This is a genomic window from Planosporangium flavigriseum, assembly GCF_011947225.1.
In the GTDB taxonomy this organism is placed as follows: Bacteria; Actinomycetota; Actinomycetes; order Mycobacteriales; family Micromonosporaceae; genus Planosporangium; species Planosporangium flavigriseum.
The window spans coordinates 1-17,657 of record NZ_JAATVW010000028.1; the positions used below are offsets into that span (position 1 = coordinate 1).

The 17,657-nt window shown below is 70.2% G+C and carries 17 protein-coding genes; 13 read left to right on the plus strand and 4 right to left on the minus strand.

The features are described 5' to 3' along the window. Positions 1–46 precede the first annotated feature (46 nt). Entirely contained in the window at positions 47–259 is a 213-nt protein-coding gene (locus HC028_RS24880; RefSeq protein ID WP_168079851.1) for a hypothetical protein, read from the minus strand. 487 nt (positions 260–746) lie between these two features. On the opposite strand from HC028_RS24880, the gene HC028_RS24885 reads away from it, so the two are divergent. Both HC028_RS24885 and HC028_RS24890 read left to right on the plus strand, forming a co-directional pair. Next, positions 747–1,028 carry a hypothetical protein gene (locus tag HC028_RS24885; protein WP_168079852.1) on the plus strand — a complete coding sequence of 94 codons (282 nt, stop codon included), beginning with the start codon at positions 747–749 and terminating at the stop codon, positions 1,026–1,028. 221 nt (positions 1,029–1,249) lie between these two features. Next, on the plus strand, positions 1,250–2,677 hold the full coding sequence (locus HC028_RS24890) for an NAD-dependent succinate-semialdehyde dehydrogenase (RefSeq protein WP_168079853.1): 1,428 nt from the start codon (positions 1,250–1,252) through the stop codon (positions 2,675–2,677). A 69-nt stretch (positions 2,678–2,746) separates the two neighbouring features. On the opposite strand, the gene HC028_RS24895 is transcribed toward HC028_RS24890, so the two are convergent. Then, a complete protein-coding gene (locus HC028_RS24895) occupies positions 2,747–3,427 on the minus strand; it encodes a GntR family transcriptional regulator (protein WP_239075684.1) in 681 nt (226 codons plus the stop codon). Between the two features lie 179 nt (positions 3,428–3,606). Between HC028_RS24895 and HC028_RS24900 the strand changes: the two genes are divergently transcribed. The 11 genes from HC028_RS24900 (at position 3,607) to HC028_RS24950 (ending at position 15,376) form a co-directional block, all read left to right on the plus strand. Further along, a complete protein-coding gene (locus tag HC028_RS24900; protein WP_168079855.1) occupies positions 3,607–4,875 on the plus strand; it encodes an aminotransferase family protein in 1,269 nt (422 codons plus the stop codon). A 127-nt stretch (positions 4,876–5,002) separates the two neighbouring features. Continuing rightward, entirely contained in the window at positions 5,003–6,094 is a 1,092-nt protein-coding gene (gene ald, locus HC028_RS24905; protein WP_168079856.1) for an alanine dehydrogenase, read from the plus strand. 32 nt (positions 6,095–6,126) lie between these two features. Then, positions 6,127–6,705 (plus strand): helix-turn-helix domain-containing protein, encoded by a 579-nt coding sequence (locus HC028_RS24910; protein ID WP_168079857.1) that lies wholly within the window; start codon positions 6,127–6,129, stop codon positions 6,703–6,705. 58 nt (positions 6,706–6,763) lie between these two features. Continuing rightward, a complete protein-coding gene (locus HC028_RS24915; protein ID WP_168079858.1) occupies positions 6,764–7,870 on the plus strand; it encodes an extracellular solute-binding protein in 1,107 nt (368 codons plus the stop codon). Positions 7,871–7,897: 27 nt separating this feature from the next. Next, positions 7,898–8,800, plus strand: coding sequence for an ABC transporter permease (locus HC028_RS24920; RefSeq protein ID WP_168079859.1), 903 nt, complete (start codon positions 7,898–7,900; stop codon positions 8,798–8,800). Then, positions 8,797–9,600, plus strand: coding sequence for an ABC transporter permease (locus tag HC028_RS28620; RefSeq protein WP_203981540.1), 804 nt, complete (start codon positions 8,797–8,799; stop codon positions 9,598–9,600). The genes HC028_RS24920 and HC028_RS28620 overlap by 4 nt, the downstream gene beginning before the upstream one ends. Continuing rightward, complete coding sequence (locus HC028_RS24930; RefSeq protein ID WP_168079860.1) at positions 9,597–10,706, plus strand: ABC transporter ATP-binding protein; 1,110 nt, start codon at positions 9,597–9,599, stop codon at positions 10,704–10,706. Before HC028_RS28620 ends, HC028_RS24930 begins: the two co-directional genes overlap by 4 nt. A gap of 48 nt (positions 10,707–10,754) precedes the next feature. Then, positions 10,755–11,906 carry an FAD-dependent oxidoreductase gene (locus HC028_RS24935; protein WP_168079861.1) on the plus strand — a complete coding sequence of 384 codons (1,152 nt, stop codon included), beginning with the start codon at positions 10,755–10,757 and terminating at the stop codon, positions 11,904–11,906. Then, positions 11,903–13,522 carry an amidohydrolase gene (locus tag HC028_RS24940; protein WP_168079862.1) on the plus strand — a complete coding sequence of 540 codons (1,620 nt, stop codon included), beginning with the start codon at positions 11,903–11,905 and terminating at the stop codon, positions 13,520–13,522. Before HC028_RS24935 ends, HC028_RS24940 begins: the two co-directional genes overlap by 4 nt. Then, positions 13,519–14,493, plus strand: coding sequence for a D-2-hydroxyacid dehydrogenase (locus HC028_RS24945; RefSeq protein ID WP_168079863.1), 975 nt, complete (start codon positions 13,519–13,521; stop codon positions 14,491–14,493). The genes HC028_RS24940 and HC028_RS24945 overlap by 4 nt, the downstream gene beginning before the upstream one ends. 61 nt (positions 14,494–14,554) lie before the next feature. Continuing rightward, positions 14,555–15,376 carry an alpha/beta hydrolase gene (locus HC028_RS24950; RefSeq protein ID WP_168079864.1) on the plus strand — a complete coding sequence of 274 codons (822 nt, stop codon included), beginning with the start codon at positions 14,555–14,557 and terminating at the stop codon, positions 15,374–15,376. Here the strand turns inward: HC028_RS24950 and HC028_RS24955 are convergent. After that, positions 15,373–15,837: a VOC family protein gene (locus HC028_RS24955; protein WP_168079865.1), complete on the minus strand. Its 465-nt coding sequence runs from the start codon at positions 15,835–15,837 to the stop codon at positions 15,373–15,375. The genes HC028_RS24950 and HC028_RS24955 overlap by 4 nt on opposite strands. A gap of 77 nt (positions 15,838–15,914) precedes the next feature. Next, on the minus strand, positions 15,915–17,633 hold the full coding sequence (locus HC028_RS24960; RefSeq protein WP_168079866.1) for an IclR family transcriptional regulator domain-containing protein: 1,719 nt from the start codon (positions 17,631–17,633) through the stop codon (positions 15,915–15,917). Positions 17,634–17,657 lie beyond the last annotated feature (24 nt).

A 17,657-nucleotide genomic window follows, 5' to 3' on the forward strand; every position in this document is an offset into this window, starting at 1 on the left:
TTTGGGCTGCCCCGGCCCGCTCGTGCGGGCTGGGACAGGGGCCGACCTATCGGTTGTCGGCGTCTTGCGGGATGGAGGAGTCAACCGGGTTCTGGACGGTGACGAGAGTGCCGCTGAGGAGCCAGGCGCGGGTAGTTGACGCGAACCTTGGCTGCATCAGCCCGTCATTGATCTCGCGGGTGACAGCTATCCGGTTGAACTCGGTTGCCGGCAGGAACAGCCGGCGGTTCGACCAGCCGCCGTCGGACGTGCCCTCCAATGGGGATGAACCGCATTCGCTTCTTCTTGCGTTCGGGGTTGTTGACCGCGCGCCGGTCGGGCTGGTGTCGAGAAGCCGGTCGGAGTCGCGCGGGTTGTCAGGGTTGTCGCCGAACTGACGGGGTCGTTGGTGACCCCGGACGGGCCGGAGCCGATGCCTCCGGTGAACGGCGGTTCGTAGGTCGACGGTGCCCAGTCGGTGTCCTGGCTGAACTCCCAGTAGGAGTGCTGGTCGCTTTGCTGACTGGCGTTGTAGGTGCCCAATGACAGTTGCCGGGGCACCGTGTCGGACCCTGGTCGGGGAAGCGGTCGCGGCCTGGGCGTCGGCGAATCCCATCCTCATGACGGAGAAGCCGCGTGGCGGTCGGTGTGAGTGGCCGTAGCGGGATGACCCATTCCAGCTCCACCGTCGTTGGTGGATGGATCTCTCGACCGCGTCCAGTCGACCGTGCGTGATGTGAAATCGCTTCCAATGAAGAGTGTGCGACGTGGCGTTCCGCTCCGGAATCGACCTGAGCCAGCAGGTCCTGCCGGGCGGCGACGACTATGTGTACGTTCCCGACGCCGCGAACGCGATCGAGCGGGCGCGGTCGGCGGTGGATTGCTGGACCGACCCGATCGAGCGAGACAATGCGCAGAACATGTTGGCGTCGTTGTCGCGCGATGTGGATGGCGGACAGCGTCAGCTCCTCCTCCGGGTGAGCCTGTACCAGCGCAGCCGTCCCGTCGTTGGCACGGCCGTCCTCGACCTGCTACGCGCGGCGGTGTGATCGAGCTATGCCGTAGCACAGTCCACCAGTGCCGGACAGTTCCGTCCGGGACTGGTGGATGTCGGCGCGTTCGTGGCCGAGGTCGCCTGACGGTCGACCTGGGCCGATGCGGCGGCCGTGGACAGGGGGCTGCGCCGGGTGCCCGCTACAGTGATCATCAACCCGTGGGGTGGTCACCCTACCGGAGGGCGTATCACGACAAACTCAGACAGGACAGAGTCATGGCAGTCTTCTCCGATCTGTTCATCGGTGGCCAGTGGGTCGCCGGTTCAGACCGTGTACCCGTCATCGACCCCAGCGACGGCTCCGTCATCACGACGGTGGCGACCGCGGGCGAGCGGGAGTGCGACGAGGCAGTGGCCGCGGCGGACGCTGCCGCCGGCGCGTGGGCACGTACATCACCGAGGGAGCGGGCGGAGATCCTCCGGCGGGCCTTTGAGCTCATGCGCGCCGAGGCGGACGACATCGCCGAGCTGATCACCCGTGAGAACGGCAAGGTGCTCGCGGACGCGCGCGGCGAAGCCACGTACGCCGCGGAGTTCTTCCGCTGGTTCTCGGAGGAGGCCGTTCGGGTGCCCGGCGACTTCCGGCCGGCGCCGAACGGGGACAAGCGGATCCTCGTGACGCACTACCCGGTCGGCGTCTCGCTGCTGATCACGCCCTGGAACTTCCCGGCCGCCATGGCGACGCGGAAGATCGCCCCGGCTTTGGCCGCTGGCTGCACCGTCGTGCTCAAGCCCGCCACGGAGACCCCGCTGACCGCCCTGGCCATCGCGGACCTGCTGAAGCGGGCAGGCGTACCCGACGGTGTCGTGAACGTGGTGCTGCCCAAGCCGACCGGGGCGCTCGTGAGCCGGATGCTCCACGACCCCCGCGTCCGGAACCTGTCGTTCACGGGCTCGACCGAGGTCGGCCGGGTACTGCTGCACGAGGCCGCGGACCTCATCATCCGTACCTCGATGGAGCTCGGCGGCAACGCGCCCTTCCTGGTGCTGGCGGACGCCGACGTCGAGAAGGCGGTCGAGGGCGCAATGGCCGCGAAGATGCGCAACGGCGGTTCGGCCTGCACCGCGGCGAACCGGTTCTACGTCGCCCGCGAGGTGGCCAAGGAGTTCACCGAGCGTTTCGCGGCAGCGATGGGCGCGCTCCGGCTGGGGCCGGGCCTGGACCCGTCCTCGCAGCTGGGCGCGCTGGTCTCGACCGGTGAGCGGGACAAGGTCGCCGAGCTCGTCGACATGGCGATCGGCGACGGGGCGAAGCCCGTCGTCGGTGGCGCCGTTCCCGACCGCGCCGGCGCGTACTACCCGGCGACCGTCCTCACCGATGTCGCCGCGGACGCGCCGATCCTGGACCGGGAGATCTTCGGGCCGGTCGCTCCCATCGTGGTCGTCGACTCCGACGAGGAGGCGATCGCGCACGCGAACGCGACCGAGTACGGCCTCATCAGCTACGTGTACTCCGGCGAGCTCGGGCGGGCCATCCGGGCGGCGGAGGCGATCGAGTCCGGCATGGTGGCCGTCAACCGGGGCGTCATCTCCGACCCGGCGGCGCCGTTCGGTGGCGTGAAGCAGAGCGGCCTCGGCCGCGAAGGCGGCTTCGACGGTATCCACGAGTTCCTCGAGACCAAGTACATCGGTCTCGACATCTAGTCGGCAGATAACGCTGCGGTCCACCTCGCCTACCGAGGTGGACCGCAGCGTTTTTGGTTGGGCGGCGGGCTAACTGGGGCTCTGGCTTCGCCCTTCCAGGATTGCCTTGAGTCGCTCACCGTTGCCCTCGACGTGCACGGTGACGGCTTGGACGGCGGCCTCGGTGTCGCCTGATTCGAGCGCGTCGAGGATGGGGCGATGCTCCTCCAGTACCGACTCCGGACGCTCGTACTCCCGGTCGGTGACCGACAGGACCATGAGATAGAACCGCAGCTCTGTGGCCAGCTGGCTGTAGAAGGCGTCGATCCTCTTGCTCGCCAGCAGGCCCACGACGGCGGCGTGGAAGGCCAGGTCCTTGACGACGATCTCGTGCGCTTGACCTGACGCGGTCGCTTCGGCCAGTTCCTCGAACGCCGCCCGGACGGCCCGTACCCGCTCCGGTGCGTGGGCGTGCCGGACCGCCGCCACCTCCAGCCGTAGCCGGGCCTGGTACAGCTCGTCGAGCTCGTCGACGGAGGGCTCGATCACGACCGCGCCGCGGTGCATCTCGTGACGGACGAGTCCGCCCTGCTCCAGGATGCGTACCGCCTCTCGCACCGTATTGCGGGAGATCCCGAGCGACGCCGCGATCGCGCTTTCGCGCAGCGGTGCGCCTGCCGTCAGCGCCCCGCTCATGATCATGTCGCTCAGCCCGCTGGCGACCTGTTGCGCCGTGCTCTGGCGCTTGAGGGGGAGGTCTTCGAACGTCATCACGCGCTGATTATAGAGAACAAGGTACTTGTGCTCTACAGTTCAACTGCTCTACAGTCTGCGATCACTGGATGTGTCCTGGGCCACGCTGGTACGTCACACGCCCGCTCGCGGACGTGCCGCCGGAGTCGGACACCCGATCGAGCAACGACCGGTGACGCCGGCGCCTGGAGGAGTCCATGAGCAGTAACCGGGTGGGACTTGGCACTTCGCTGTGGAGCGCGCAGGCGCATATGCCTTCGGTGCTCGACAGCCGGGTCACGCTCGTGGCCGGCGACGGTGCGTACCTCACCACGTCCGACGGGGCCAGGCTGCTCGACGCGACCGCGGGTCTCTGGCATGCGAACGTCGGCCACGGCCGTGAGTCGATCGCCCGGGCAGCGTATGAGCAGATGTGCCGGCTGGAGACCTACCACGTCTTCGGGCGCTTCGCGAACGAGCCGGCCCTGCAGCTCGCGGACCGGGTCACGGCGATGGGTCCCATCCCCGACGCCAAGGTCTTCTGGACCAGCGGTGGCTCCGACGCGGTCGACCTCGCCTGCAAGCTGGCTCGCCGGCACTGGCAGCTGGAGAACCGGCCGGACAAGCGCATCATCCTGAGCCGCGCCAACGCTTACCACGGTCTGCACGGCTTCGGCACCAGCATCGCGGGGCTCGAGTACAACCGGGACGGGTACGGCTCCGACTCGCTCATCCCGGAAACGGCCCGGATTCCCACCAACGACCTGGCCGGCGTCGCTGCCGTCATCGCCGAGCTGGGCCCGGAGCGCATCGCCGCGATCGTCGCGGAGCCGGTCATGGGCACCGGTGGCGTCATCCCGCCGGAGCCGGGCTACCTCGACGGCCTGCAGCGGCTCGCCCGCGCCAACGACATCCTCTTCATCGTCGACGAGGTGATCACCGGCTTCGGCCGTACCGGCGTGATGTTCGCCAGTGAGCGCTTCGGGCTCCAGCCCGACATGGTGCTGATGGCCAAGGGAATCACCTCCGGCTACGCGCCGCTCGGCGGCGTGCTCATCGCGCCCGCCGTCTGGGGACGCTTCTTCGCCGACGCGGACGCGCCCATGTTCCGGCACGGCCTTACGTACTCCGGCCACGCGACCGCGTGTGCCGTCGCGGCCACGAACCTCGACATCCTCGAGCAGGAGGGGCTCGTGGAGCGGGCCGCTGAGCTCGAAGGGGTCCTCGCCCGGGCCGTCAAGCCGCTGGCCGATCACGAGCTCGTGGCGGACGTGCGGAGCGCCGGATTCATGGCCGGTGTGCAGTTGCTGCCGGAGGTGCCGGGGGAGGCGATCGCCGACGCGTGCATCGCGGGCGGTGTCGTGATGCGGGCCATCAACAACAACACGCTGCAGATCTGCCCGCCCTTCGTCGTGACCGACGAGGAGGTGTCGCGAATCGCGGCAACGATCCAGGACGCGCTCGACGGCTTCGCGAGCCGGCGATGACGACCGCGACCATGGCGGTCCGGCCGTCGGGCGCGAGGGCGGCGCGGAGGGCATCCCGGAGTACCTCGACCTCACGTACGTCGCACTGAACAACCAGGCCAGCTAGTTCGAAACGGGGGAGAGTCACATGCGGGTAGGCGTGGTAGCCGAGATCAAGCCGGCGGAGCGGCGGGTCGGGCTCACTCCGGCCGGCGCGGCCGCGCTGGTGGCGGACGGGCACGACGTGCTCGTGCAAACCGGTGCCGGCGTCGGTGCGGGCTTCGGCGACGAGGACTATCTGCGGGCGGGGGCCCGAATTGTCAGTGTCGACCAGGCCTGGGGCGACAGCGAACTGCTTGTGAAGGTCAAGGAGCCGATCGCGGCGGAGTACGGGTACCTGCGGTCCGACCTGACCCTGTTCACCTACCTGCACCTGGCCGCCGACCGGCCGCTGACCGAGGCGCTCATGGCCGCCAAGACGACGGCGATCGCGTACGAGACGGTGCGCGACGAGTCCGGGGCGCTGCCATTGCTCGCGCCCATGAGCGAGGTGGCGGGCAGACTCGCCGCGCAGGCCGCCGCCCACCACCTCCAGCACCCCTTCGGCGGCCCCGGTCTCCTGATCGGAGGCGTGCCCGGGGTGCCGCCCGCGCGCGTCGTGGTCATCGGCGGCGGCGTCGTCGGTACGCAGGCGGCGCTGGTCGCTGTCGGGATGCAGGCGGACGTCACGATCCTCGATTCGTCGCCACGGCGGTTGCGGCAGCTCGACGAGTTCTTCGGTCCGCGCGCCCAGGTCGTCATGTCGGACCCGCTGGCGCTGGAAGAGGCCATTGTGGACGCCGACGTCCTGATCGGCGCGGTGCTCGTGCCCGGGGCGGCGGCCCCCAAACTGGTGCGGGCGGACCACCTGCCGTCGCTCAAGCCCGCGGCGGTCCTGGTCGACGTCGCTATCGACCAGGGCGGCTGCTTCGAGACGTCCCGCCCGACCACGTACCTCGACCCGACGTACCGGGTGGCCGGGATCCTGCACTACTGCGTCGCCAACATGCCCGGTGCCGTGCCGCGCACCTCGACCCGCGCGCTGACCAACGCCACCCTTCCCTACGTCAGGAAGTTGGCCGGGCTCGGCCCCGACCTGGCGCTGGCGGGCGACGAGGCGCTGCAGGCGGGCCTCAATGTGCGCGACGGTCTTGTCCGGCACGCCGGCGTCGCGACGGCTTTCCCGGACTTGGCCAGTTGACGGCGCCAGCGCTCCGGCGGGAGCCGAGCGACATGAGCACGGCGCGAGGGGTCGGCCTACCGGATTCGGTTGTGGCCGGGTCCATCGTCCGCGCGGCCCGTACGCGCCGGCGGATGACGCTGCGCCAGCTGTCCACGGTGACCGGGCTGTCGGAGAGCTTCCTGAGTCAGTTCGAGCGGGGGCTGAGCCAGGCGAGCATCGCCTCGCTGCGCAGCATCACCGGCGCCGTGGGGATCACGCTGGCGGACGTCTTCACCACCAGCGGCGCGGCGGGCGCCCGGGTACTGCGGCAGTCGGCGCGGCCGACCATGCCCTTCGGGGACAACGCCGTGAAGTACCTCTTGACGCCACACCCGATGCGACACCTCGAGGCATTTTGCGTCACGTTTCAGCCCAACGGATCGACCGGCGACACGCACTACACGCACGGCGACTCCGAGGAGCTGCTGCTCGTCACATCCGGCGCGGTGAAGTTGGAACTTTCCACGGACGTCTTTCTCCTGGAGGCAGGCGACTCGATCGCCTTCTGGAGCAGCGTTCCGCACCGCGTCGTCAACGTCAGCCAGGAGCCTTCCCAGGCTCTCTGGGTGATCAGCTCACCGAGTAACTGAGCCCCTACCAGGTGTTGTCAGCGAAGTAATCAACCGGAGGTTCAAGGTGAAGAACAACATGTCAGCGCGGCGCCGGGCGGGGGCTGGCCTCGCCGCTGCCGCCGCTGCCGCGGTGCTGCTGTTAACGGCTGCCTGCGGCGGAAAGACCTCGGCCGGAGCGGGGTCGGGTTCGAGCAAGAGTGAGGACAAGGGCCCGCTCGTCGTGGCCAGCTGGGGATCGACCACGACGGAGTCGATGCGCAAGTACCTCGCCGAGCCCTTCACCAAAGAGACCGGCATCGAGATCAAGATCGTCGACGCGCCCGGGAAGTACGCGGCGGGCGTGCAGTCCCAGTCGCGCGCGGGGAAGATCCAGTGGGACATCCTCGACGCCGCGTCGGCGCCGGACGCCTACGCCCTCCACGCCCAGGGGCTCCTCGAGCCGCTGCCGGCCGACCTCAAGCAAAAGCTGTCGAAGATCCTGGTCGACGGCGCCGTGAAGGACTTCGGCTACAGCTACTCCGCGCTCGGCTACATCGTCGGCTGCCAGGAGCAGCGGGTGGCGAGCTGCCCCGACGCCCAGCAGTACTTCGACGCGAAGGCGTATCCGGGGCGGCGGCAGATGATCGCGACCTCGCCGATGGTCAACCTCAGCCTCGCCGAGCTGGCCAACGGTGTCGCTCCGAAGGACCTCGGGACGCACGAGATCAACATGGACCGCGCCTTCGCCAAGCTCAAGGAGCTCAAGCCCGACGTCAAGGTCTGGTGGCAGTCGTCGGACCAGTCCCAGCAGACCATCCGCAACGGCGAGGTCGACCTGGGGATCCTGTACAGCGGCCGCATTTACCTGCTCAAGGAGCAGGGCACGCCGGTCAAGCCGGTGTGGAAGGGCGGGCTCTACAACCCCGGCTACATGGCCGTGGTGAAGGGGTCGCAGCACAAGGACGCCGCGTTCCGGTTCCTGCAGTGGATCGCGGAGCACCCGGAGGCCCAGGCCGGCTGGGCGTCGGGCACCCGCAACTCGGTGCCCAACCCCAAGTCGTTCGACACCATGACGCCGCAGCTGCGGGAGTCGTTGGCGGACTGGCCGGCTAACCGCGAGGTGCTCGCGAACATCAACTACGACTGGTACGTCAAGAACCTCGACGAGGTCAACAGGCGCTGGCAGGAGTTCCTGCGCGGGTAATCGCGGACACCGACGAGGAGGAGTGCTGTGAGCGCTGCGATGCAACAGGCGACGGTGCCAGCGGGACGAGCCCGTCCCGGCAAGACGTGGAGTGCTCAGCTGTCCCGGCGTACGGCCGTCCTGATGGTCGCCCCGCTGGTGCTGGCAGTCCTCCTCCTCGTCGTGTACCCGATCTTCAAGCTGCTGTACGACTCCCTGACCCAAGGGGACGGGCCGGGGAACTACGTGGAGGCCGTGTCGTCGAAGGCGATCCGGCGCGCGTTCGTGCTGACCCTGTTGAACTCGGCTGCAGTCACCGTGCTGTCGCTCGGGCTCGGCGCGGTTCTCGCGTGGACGCTGCGCCTGGCCCGCCGGCGGCTGGTGACGGCCCTGGTCTGGGCCGTCGTCCTGCTGCCGTTCTGGATGGGCGTCGTCGTCAAGAACTACGCCTTCGCGCTGCTGCTGGCGCGCGACGGTCTGGTGAACACCGCGCTGAGGGCGCTCGGCATCGTCGACGAGCCGGTCCAGTTGCTGTACACGCCCTGGGCCGTCATCGCCGGCATGACGTACACCATGATCCCGTACGCGGTGCTGGCGCTGTACCCGAGCATGAGCGCCGTCGACCTGGAGTTGCTCAACGCGTCGCAGGGCCTCGGCGCCTCGCGCAGCAGGGCCTTCCGGTCGGTGCTCCTGCCGCTGGTCCTGCCCGGCGTCATCGCGGCGACGGCGATCGTGTTCGCGATCTCGATCGGGTTCTACGTGACCCCGGTGCTCCTCGGCGGCGCGCAGACCCCCTTCATCGCCACCGTCGTCGGGGACGACATCTTCACGTTCTTCAACTATCCGCGGGCCGCGGCGGCATCGGTCCTCCTGTTGGCGATCGCGCTCGCAGCCATCGGTACCGCGGCGAAGGCCGTCGGTTTCAAGTCGCTTCGGGGAGGGCTCGGGTGACCACCAGATCCGGCAAGGTTGGCGACCGGCTGTTCTCGTTGGCCGGGCGCGTGGGCGCGGTGGTGGCCTTCACGTTCATGGCGGCGCCCGCCCTGTTCATCGTGGTGCTGTCGTTCTCCAACGACAAGTTCATCGGCTTCCCGCCGAAGACCTGGGGGCTGGACCGGTACACGTCGGTGTTCACGTCCGGGACCTGGCTGGACCCGATCTCGCTGTCGCTCCAGGTGGCCGCGCTGGCCGCGCTCCTCGCGCTGGTGCTGGTCGTGCCGGCGGTCCTCGGCATGAAGCGGGGCATGCTCCCGGGGGCGGGCCTCATCGAGGCGACGGCGATCGCGCCGATGCTCTTCCCGATCGCCGCCTACGCCGTCGCGATGTACGCCGTGTTCGCCGAAGCGGGTCTGATCGGAACGTTCCACGGGATCGTGCTGTCGCATGCGATCCACGCCGTGCCGCTCGTGGTCATCGTCTTGAGCACCGCCCTGGACCGGGTACGACCCGAGCTCGAGCTGGCGGCCATGACGATGGGCGCGAGCCGGGCCCGTGCCTGGGTCGGAATCACGCTTCGTCTCCTCACGCCGGCGGTGCTCGGCGGGGCGACGCTCGCGTTCGTGAGCAGCTTCGACGAAGCCGTGTTCATCACGTTCCTCGGCGGACCGGGGCTCGTGACCCTACCCAAGATGATTTTCGACTCGGTCCAGTACGGCGTCGACCCCAGCATCACCGCGATCGCGACGATCCTCATGGTCGTCACCGCCGGTCTGATGCTGGGCGCCACTCAACTGCGGAAGGATGTCCGATGACCACCGTGGCCGGCGTTGAGCGCGGTACCCAGCCCACCCCGGACGGCGCGAGATCCGTCGCGCTGCACGTTCGCTCCATCCGCAAGTCCTTCGCCAACCAGGAGGTGCTGCGGGGCATCGACCTGGACGTGCACGAGGGCGAGTTCCTGACGCTGCTCGGCCCGAGCGGATCGGGAAAGACGACGCTGCTGCGCATCATCGCGGGCTTCGAGAGCCACGACAGCGGTGAGATGCGGTTGCAGGGAAACGACATCTCCCGGCTCAGCCCCGCCCAGCGGGACCTGGGCATGGTGTTCCAGCAGTACGCGCTCTTCCCGCACATGACGGTCGCCGACAACGTCGCGTACGGGCTCAAGATGCGCCGGTGGGACAGCGCGAAGCTGCGCGCGCGGGTGGAGCAGATGCTCGAGATGGTCGGCCTGCCGCACCTGGCCGACCGCAAGCCCAGGCAGCTGTCCGGCGGGCAGCAGCAGCGGGTCGCGCTGGCGCGCGCGTTGGCGTACGAGCCCAAGCTTCTGCTGATGGACGAGCCGCTCGGTGCGCTGGACAAGAACCTGCGGCTGCAGATGGAGGAGGAGCTGCGGCGCGTCCACCGGCAGCTGGGGACGACCGTCATCTACGTGACCCACGACCAGGAGGAGGCGCTCGCCCTCTCCGACCGGATCGCCGTCATGCAGGAAGGCCGGTTTGCCGGCCTGGACACGCCCACCGCTCTCTACCAGCGGCCCCCGTCGACCTTCGTCGCGCGGTTCTTCTCCAACGCCAACCTCATTCCGGCCACGGCGTCGAGTGACCCCGGATCGGAGGGCGCCGTCGTCGAGGTGGGCGACTGCCGGTTCCCTGCCGCAACCGACCTGCGCGGCGACGTCATGCTCGCGGTCCGACCCCGCAGCCTCCGTCCGGAGACTGTCGCGGACGGGCTCACGATTCACGGCACGGTCATCGACTCCCTGCTGATGGGCGACGACCGCCAGGTGCGGCTCGAGGCCGCGGGTGTCGGACCGGTCGTCGCCCGGATCAGCGCCGCGCAGCCGGGCGAGTTCGAGCCCGGCGCCACGGTCACGCTGTCCGCCGCGTCGCATGACATCACCGTGCTGGCGCCGTAGCGCACCGCCGTCACCCCTGCCACATATTTCGTTCCGGGGAGAGGATCCATGGCCGACAAGAGAACCGTTGCCATCGCCGGGGGCGGCATCGCCGGATTCGCGGCTGCCGCCGCGCTGGCGCGCCACGGCTTCGACGTGAGGGTTTACGAGCAGTCCGAGGAGCCGCGTGAGTTCGGCGCCGGCATCTACCTGAAGGAGAACAGCCTCCAGGTCCTCGACCGGTTGGGTATCTCCGACCAGTTGGCGGCGAAGGGACAGCGCCTGAACGCGGTCCGGGTCGTCGACGAGGCCGGCAAGATGATCATCAACCGTACGCTCGAGGACGAGCGCCTCATCGTCACCCTGCGGGCCGACCTGCACACCGCGCTGCGCGACGCAGCCCTCGACGCCGGGGCCGAGCTCATCACCCGTCGACGGGTGGCCGGCGCCTCGCCCGAGGGCGTGCTGCACTTCGAGGGCGGCGACGAGGTCAAGGCCGACCTGGTGATCGGCGCGGACGGCCTGCACTCGCGGGTACGCGACCTGCTCGGCCTCGCCCGGATCAACGCGCGCCTCGGCGACGGCGCGACCCGCGTGCTCATCCCCCGCGAGGAGGAGCCGTACAGCACGGAGTACTGGTCGGGACAGCACCGGGTGGGCGTCGCGCCGTGCAGCCCCGACTGGACGTACTCGTTCATCATCGGTCCCGAGCGGGAGGATCGCGTCCGCCGGCTGCCGCTGGACCGGGCGTACTGGACCAAGCAGTTCCCGCACCTGGAGCACGTCTTCGCCCGGGTCTCCGACGAGACCGGCATTCACCACGCGCACGCGTTCGTCTACTGCGACACCTGGGTCGCCGGGCGGGTCGCCATCATCGGTGACGCCGCGCACGCGCAGCCGCCGAACTTCGGGCAGGGCGCCGGCCTGGCGATCACGGCGGCGTGGACGATGGCCGAGACCCTCGCGGACGCCCGGGACATCGGCCGGGGACTGGTCCGCTGGGAGCGGCAGGAGAAGCCGCGCGTCGACATGGTCCAGCGCCTGACCACCGCGTACGACGTCGCCGGCTACAAGTGGCCGCCGGCCTTCGCGGGCCTGCGCTCGAAGGTGTTCGAGACGCTCGCGACCACCCCGTTCACCGCCAGCCGCTGGACGTACTACTGGCGGGGCGGGATCGACGCGCCGGACGGGCTGGACGAGCTCGAGGGCACCGCCCGGTGACCGTCTCGGTACGCAGCCGGGGCGCCGACCTGATCCTGTCCGGCGGCCGGATCGTGACCATGGACGACGCCCGCCGGGTGGTGAGCGCGCTGGCGGTCAAGGACGGGCGGGTCCTGCTCGCCGGGTCGGAGCCCGAGGTCCGTGCGGCGGCGCACGAGGGCGCCCGAGTGGTGGACCTGGCCGGCCGGACCGTCGTACCCGGAATGATCGACGCTCACACCCATGTCGAGCTCACCGCGTACGCACGGCACTTCTTCTCGGACGCCCGTGGACTGACCGTGCCGCAGCTTCTCGATCGTGTCGCGGAACTCGTGGCCCAACGACCGGACGGGGTCTGGATCGTCCTGCAGGGCACCTTCGGCCAGGCCCTCCCGACGCGGCAGCAGCTCGACGCGGTCGCGCCGCACCACCCGGTGTCGTTTCGCTGGTCCATGCACAAGCAGCAGGTGAACACCGCGGCCCTGAAGGCGAGCGGGATCACCCGCAGGACGGTCGCGCCGCCCGGGGTCAGGATCCATCGCGCGGCCGACGGCGAGCCCACCGGTCTCATCGAGGAGGGCTGGGACCTCCTCGGCTGGCGTCATCCGTCGCCCGACGTGCTCAGCTCGGTCCTGCAGGAGACGCTGCGGGAGCTGTTCCTGACCAACGGCGTCACGACGGTCAACGAGGTCGTCGCCAGCGCGGCGGGTGCCCGCGTCTACCAGGACCTCGCCGCCACCCGGACGATCCCGCGGATGGGACTGGCGCTCACCGCGGCCCCCGGCCATCAACCCCTCGTCGACGCCGACCAGTTCTCGAGCCTCGGGTTGCGCACCGGCTTCGGGGACGAGCGCTGCCGGCTACAGGCGGTCAAAATCTTCCTCGACGGCGGCCGGGACGGGGCTCTCCGCTCCAGCGATCTCGCCGCTCCAGCCGCAGCGTGGGGGCTGCTGACGCGGACACCCCAGCGGCTCGTGCAGGAACTCGCGGCGGCCGCCGACGCCCGCATGCAGGTGTGGGTGCATGCGATCGGGGACCTGGCGCAGGAGTGCGCGGTCACGGCCGTCGAGCAGATCGCCCTGATACACCCCGGGCTCGACCACCGGGCGCGCATCGAGCACTTCGCCAACGAGATGTACGAGATGAGCCGGCTGCAGCGCCTCGTCGACGCGGGCGGCCTCGCGGTACCGAACCCCGGCTTCGTCTTCGCGGAGCCGGACGACCCGGCCGGCCGCATCCCGCCGGGCGTCACCAAGTACGGGCTGCGCACGCTCAAACGCATGTCCGGCTTCGTGCCCGGCAACTCCGACACCGCGGGCGCTCAGCCCTTCACGTGCAACCCGTGGTTCGTCATGCAGTGCATGGTGCTGCAGGAGAACCGCAACGGTCTGGTCATCTCGCCCGACGAGACCGTCTCGGTCGACGACGCCCTCGCCTCCTTCACCCGCGACGCGGCGTACGCCACGTTCCGGGAGGACGAGATCGGGACGCTGGAGGCGGGCAAGCTCGCGGACCTCGCGGTCATCGACAGCGACCCGTTCACGATCGATCCGCGCAAGCTGCACACGATCGGGACGGTGGCGACCGTCATCGGGGGCGAGGTCGTGTACGGGGAGCTTCCGGAGGTACAGGAATGAACGTTCCGCAGGTCCTGGCGGTCGGCGGCGGATCGGTGGTGCCGATCCCACCGCTCGACGCCGTCGCTGAACTCGCGAAGGTCACGGTGGTGGACTCGGCGAACGACCACTGGCCGGCACTGCCGGACGCCGAGGTCGCGTTCGTGTGGAACTTCCAGTGGGCCGCCCCGGGGCGGCTGCTCACGGCGGCGCCCGGGCTGCGCTGGATCCACGTCGCCGCGGTCGGCGTGGACCGCGTGCTCAGCCCGGAGATCGTGGCCAGCGACGTCCTGGTGACGAACTCCCGGGGAGTGTTCGACCGGTCCATCGCCGAGTACGTCGCCGGCCTGCTGCTCGCGCACACCAAGGAGTTCCGGCTCACGTACGACCTGCAGCGGCAGCGCGTGTGGCGCAACCGGGTCACCCGGACGCTCGCGGGCCAGACCGTCGCGGTGGTCGGTACCGGGTCGATCGGGCGCACCATCGCCCGCATGCTCAAGGCGCTGGAGATGCGGGTGGTGCTGGTGGGGACCAGGCGCCGCCTCGACCCGGAGTTCGGGGAGATCCGCGTGGCGGCGGAGCTCGCCGCGGTCGCCCGGGACTGTGACGCCCTGGTCCTGGCGGCGCCGGCCACCGAGCGGAACCGAGGGATGGTCGACCGCACGGTGCTCGACGCGCTCGGCAGCGACGGCTACCTGGTGAACATCGGTCGCGGATCGCTCGTCGTCGAGGACGATCTCGTGGAAGCGCTCGCCTCCGGGAGCCTCGGCGGGGCCGCGCTGGACGTCTTCGCCACGGAGCCGCTCCCGCCGGAGTCACCGCTGTGGCGCCTGCCGAACGTCGTCGTGTCACCGCACATGTCAGCTGACACGGAGGGTTTCGCCCAGGATCTCGTCGCCGTCTTCCTGCGCAACCTGCACCGGTGGATCAAGGGCGAGCCGCTCGACAACGTCCTGGACAAGAAGCTCGGCTACGTCCCCAGTACCGCTTGACGCGCCTGGCCTCCGATCGGAATGGTGTCGGTAGCTTTTCGCGTACCGAAGGGGGCCGCACATGGGTGAGCAGGTCGGTGACTGGTGGAAGCTCGACGGGCACGCCGGCGAGCTGCGGGTACGGGTGTGGCCGAGTGCGCGGCCGAAGCGCCTGGTGCTGATCTGCCACGGGTACGGCGAGCACATCGGCCGGTACGAGCACGTGGCGGCGGCGCTGGTCGAGGGCGGTGCGACGGTCTGTGGACCCGACCACGTCGGCCACGGGCGTTCGGCCGGGGAGCGGGTGGTCATCGCCGACTACGAGGCGGTCGTCGACGATGTGCGCCTGGCGGCGGAGCGGGTCCGGGTGGAGCATCCCGACCTGCCCCTCGTGGTGATCGGGCATTCGATGGGTGGCACGATCGCCACCCGGTACGCCCAGCGGCACCGGCCCGACCTCGCCGGGCTGGTGCTGTCCGGCCCGGTCCTCGGGCGGTTCGAGACCATCGAGCAGCTTCTCGCGCTGCCGGAGATCCCGGACATCCCGATCGACATCGACACCCTCTCGCGCGACCCGGAAGTCGGCGCCGCGTACGCCGCCGACGAGCTGGTCTGGCACGGCCCGTTCCGCCGGCCGACGCTGCTGGCCTGGCAGCGGGTGCTCGACGACATCGCCGCCGGCCCGGCGCTGGGCGACCTGCCGGTGCTGTGGGTCCACGGCGAGGACGACCCGCTCGTTCCGCTGGCCGGTACCCGCGCCGGGATCGCGGGCCTGGGCGCCAGCCGCCTGGTCGAGCGGACCTATCCCGGTGCCCGGCATGAGCTCTTCAACGAGATCAACGCCGACGAGGTGCTGGCCGAGGTGACCGCCTTCGTCGAGCGGGTCACCCCGGCGGCCTCTTAGTCGCCCGCGTACGCCTGCTGGAGCGCGGCGACGTCGAGCTTGCTCATCGTGAGCATCGCCTCGGTGGCCCGCTTCGCCTTCACCGGGTCCGGGCCGCCGATCAGGTCGGGGAGCACGGCGGGGATGACCTGCCAGGACACGCCGTACCTGTCCTTGAGCCAGCCACACTGGCTCTCCCGGCCGCCCTGGCGCAGACGGTTCCAGTAGTAGTCGACCTCGTCCTGGTCGGCACAGAAGATCTGGAACGAGATGGATTCGTTGAACGTGAACTGCGGTCCGCCGTTCAGCGCGACGAACCGCTGGCCGTTGAGCTCGAACTCCACGGTGAGCACCGCCCCGCCGGCGGCGTTGTGACTGACGCTTCCGAGCTTCGAATTCTTGAAGATCGAGGTGTAGTGGTTCGCCGCCTCCTCGGCCTGCCCGTCGAACCACAGGCACGTGGTGAGTCCGTTGGTGGTCATCGGCACCTCCTGGTCGGTAAACGTGTCCTCGGTACTGACCACTCTCGGGCCACAAACTCATCGGAAGCCGGAAGCGTTTACGGCATCCGCAGCGGCGTCCGGGCCGAGACGGCACGCAGGTCGGCTTCGATGCGGGCCGCGGCCCGGCGCAGCGCCGGCAGGAGGGTGGCGAGGGTGTCGGCGATCGAACCCCTGCCGGTGTGGGTGGACACGTTGACCGCGGCCACCACGGTGCCGGCGGCGTCGCGTACCGGTACGGCGAGCGAGCGCAGCCCCTCGTCCAACTCCTCGTTGACGAGGGCGTACCCGTCGGTGGCCGTGTCGCGCAGGATCTGCGCGAGCGCCGCCGGGTCGGTGACGGTCCGACTGGTCAACGGTCGCAGGTCGGCGCGGGACAGTCGGTCGAGCCGCTCGGTTTCGTCCAGCCCGGCCAGGAGGACCCGGCCCATCGAGGTCGCGTACGCGGGGAAGCGGGTGCCGACGGTGATGTCGACGCTCATGATCCGGTACGTGGGGATGCGCGCGACGTACCGGATGTCGTCGCCGTCGAGCACGGTCATCGAGGCCGATTCGTGGACCTCCCCGACCAGCCGCTCCAGGTGTGGCTGGACGATCTGGGTGAGGCTGAGTCCGGACAGGTGGGCGTAGCCGAGTTCGAGCACCCGGGGGAGTGGCCGGAAGCGCCGCCCGTCGACCTCCACGTAGCCGAGCTGTTCCAGGCTGAGCAGCGCCCGCCGTGCGGTGGCGCGGGGAAGGTCGGTGGCGTACGCGACCTCGGACAGGGTGCGACCGCCCGCCGCGTTGAGCGAGGCCAGCACGGCCAGTCCGCGGGCCAGCGACTGCAGGAAGCCGGCGCCGAGTTCCTGTTTGGCGGTCAGATTGTCAGGTGGTGCGCTGTCGGGCGCTGCCCTGCCACCGGGCTGCGTGACGGCCTCGGCCAGCGCGCGCTCCATGGCTGCCGCCTCGTCCCGCAGCCTCGGCAGCACCGCCGCCGCGAGCGACTCCACCGTGTGCCGGCTGATGTGGCTGACCACGCTCACCGCGCACACCGTCCGCCCGGACGGGTCCGCCACCGGCACCGCCACGGCGATCAGGCCCGGCTCGACGAGCTGGTTGTCGGCCGACCAGCCGCGCGCGGCGGCCTGCGTGACGCGGTCGCCGAAGTCCGCCTCGGCGGTCTCCGCGACCGTGGCGGACGTGCGCGTCGGGACGGCGGAGAAGGAGGCGTCGCAGGGGTCGGCGCGCAGGCGCGCGCGCCAGGCGCTCCACTGCTGCTCGGTCCACTCCTTCGCGAACAGCGCCCCGGGCGCGCAGCGCTCGGCCGGCAGCAGGTCCCCGATGCGGAACGCCAGCGACATGGTCCGTCGCCGGGACACCCGCGTGACGAAGCGGACGCCGTCACCGTCGGGTACGGCCAGCGAGAGCGACTCGTCGAACTCGGCGGCCAGCCGGTCGGCGATGGGGCCGAGGGTGTCCGGGATGCCGCACGCGGACAGGTACGCGTTGCCGAGTTCCAGCAGGCGGGGGGTGAGCTCCACGTCGCGGCCCGCCTGCCGAAGGTAGCCCAGGTGCACCAGCGTGCTGACGACCCGGTCCACGGTGGCCCGCGCCAGCCCGGTCGCCCGTACCAGGTCACTGGGGCGCAGGCGGTGCTCGCTGGGGGCCGACATGGCGCGCAGGACGGACAGGCCCCGGTCGAGCGGCCCCACCACCGCCTCGTCGGCGGCGGGGAGCGGCGATTGAGCGGGGGTGGGGAGCGGCGCCTGGGCGTCCGTAGGCCCGGAGGTCGAGGTCATCGGCGTGCTCCTGTAGCTCAGCGG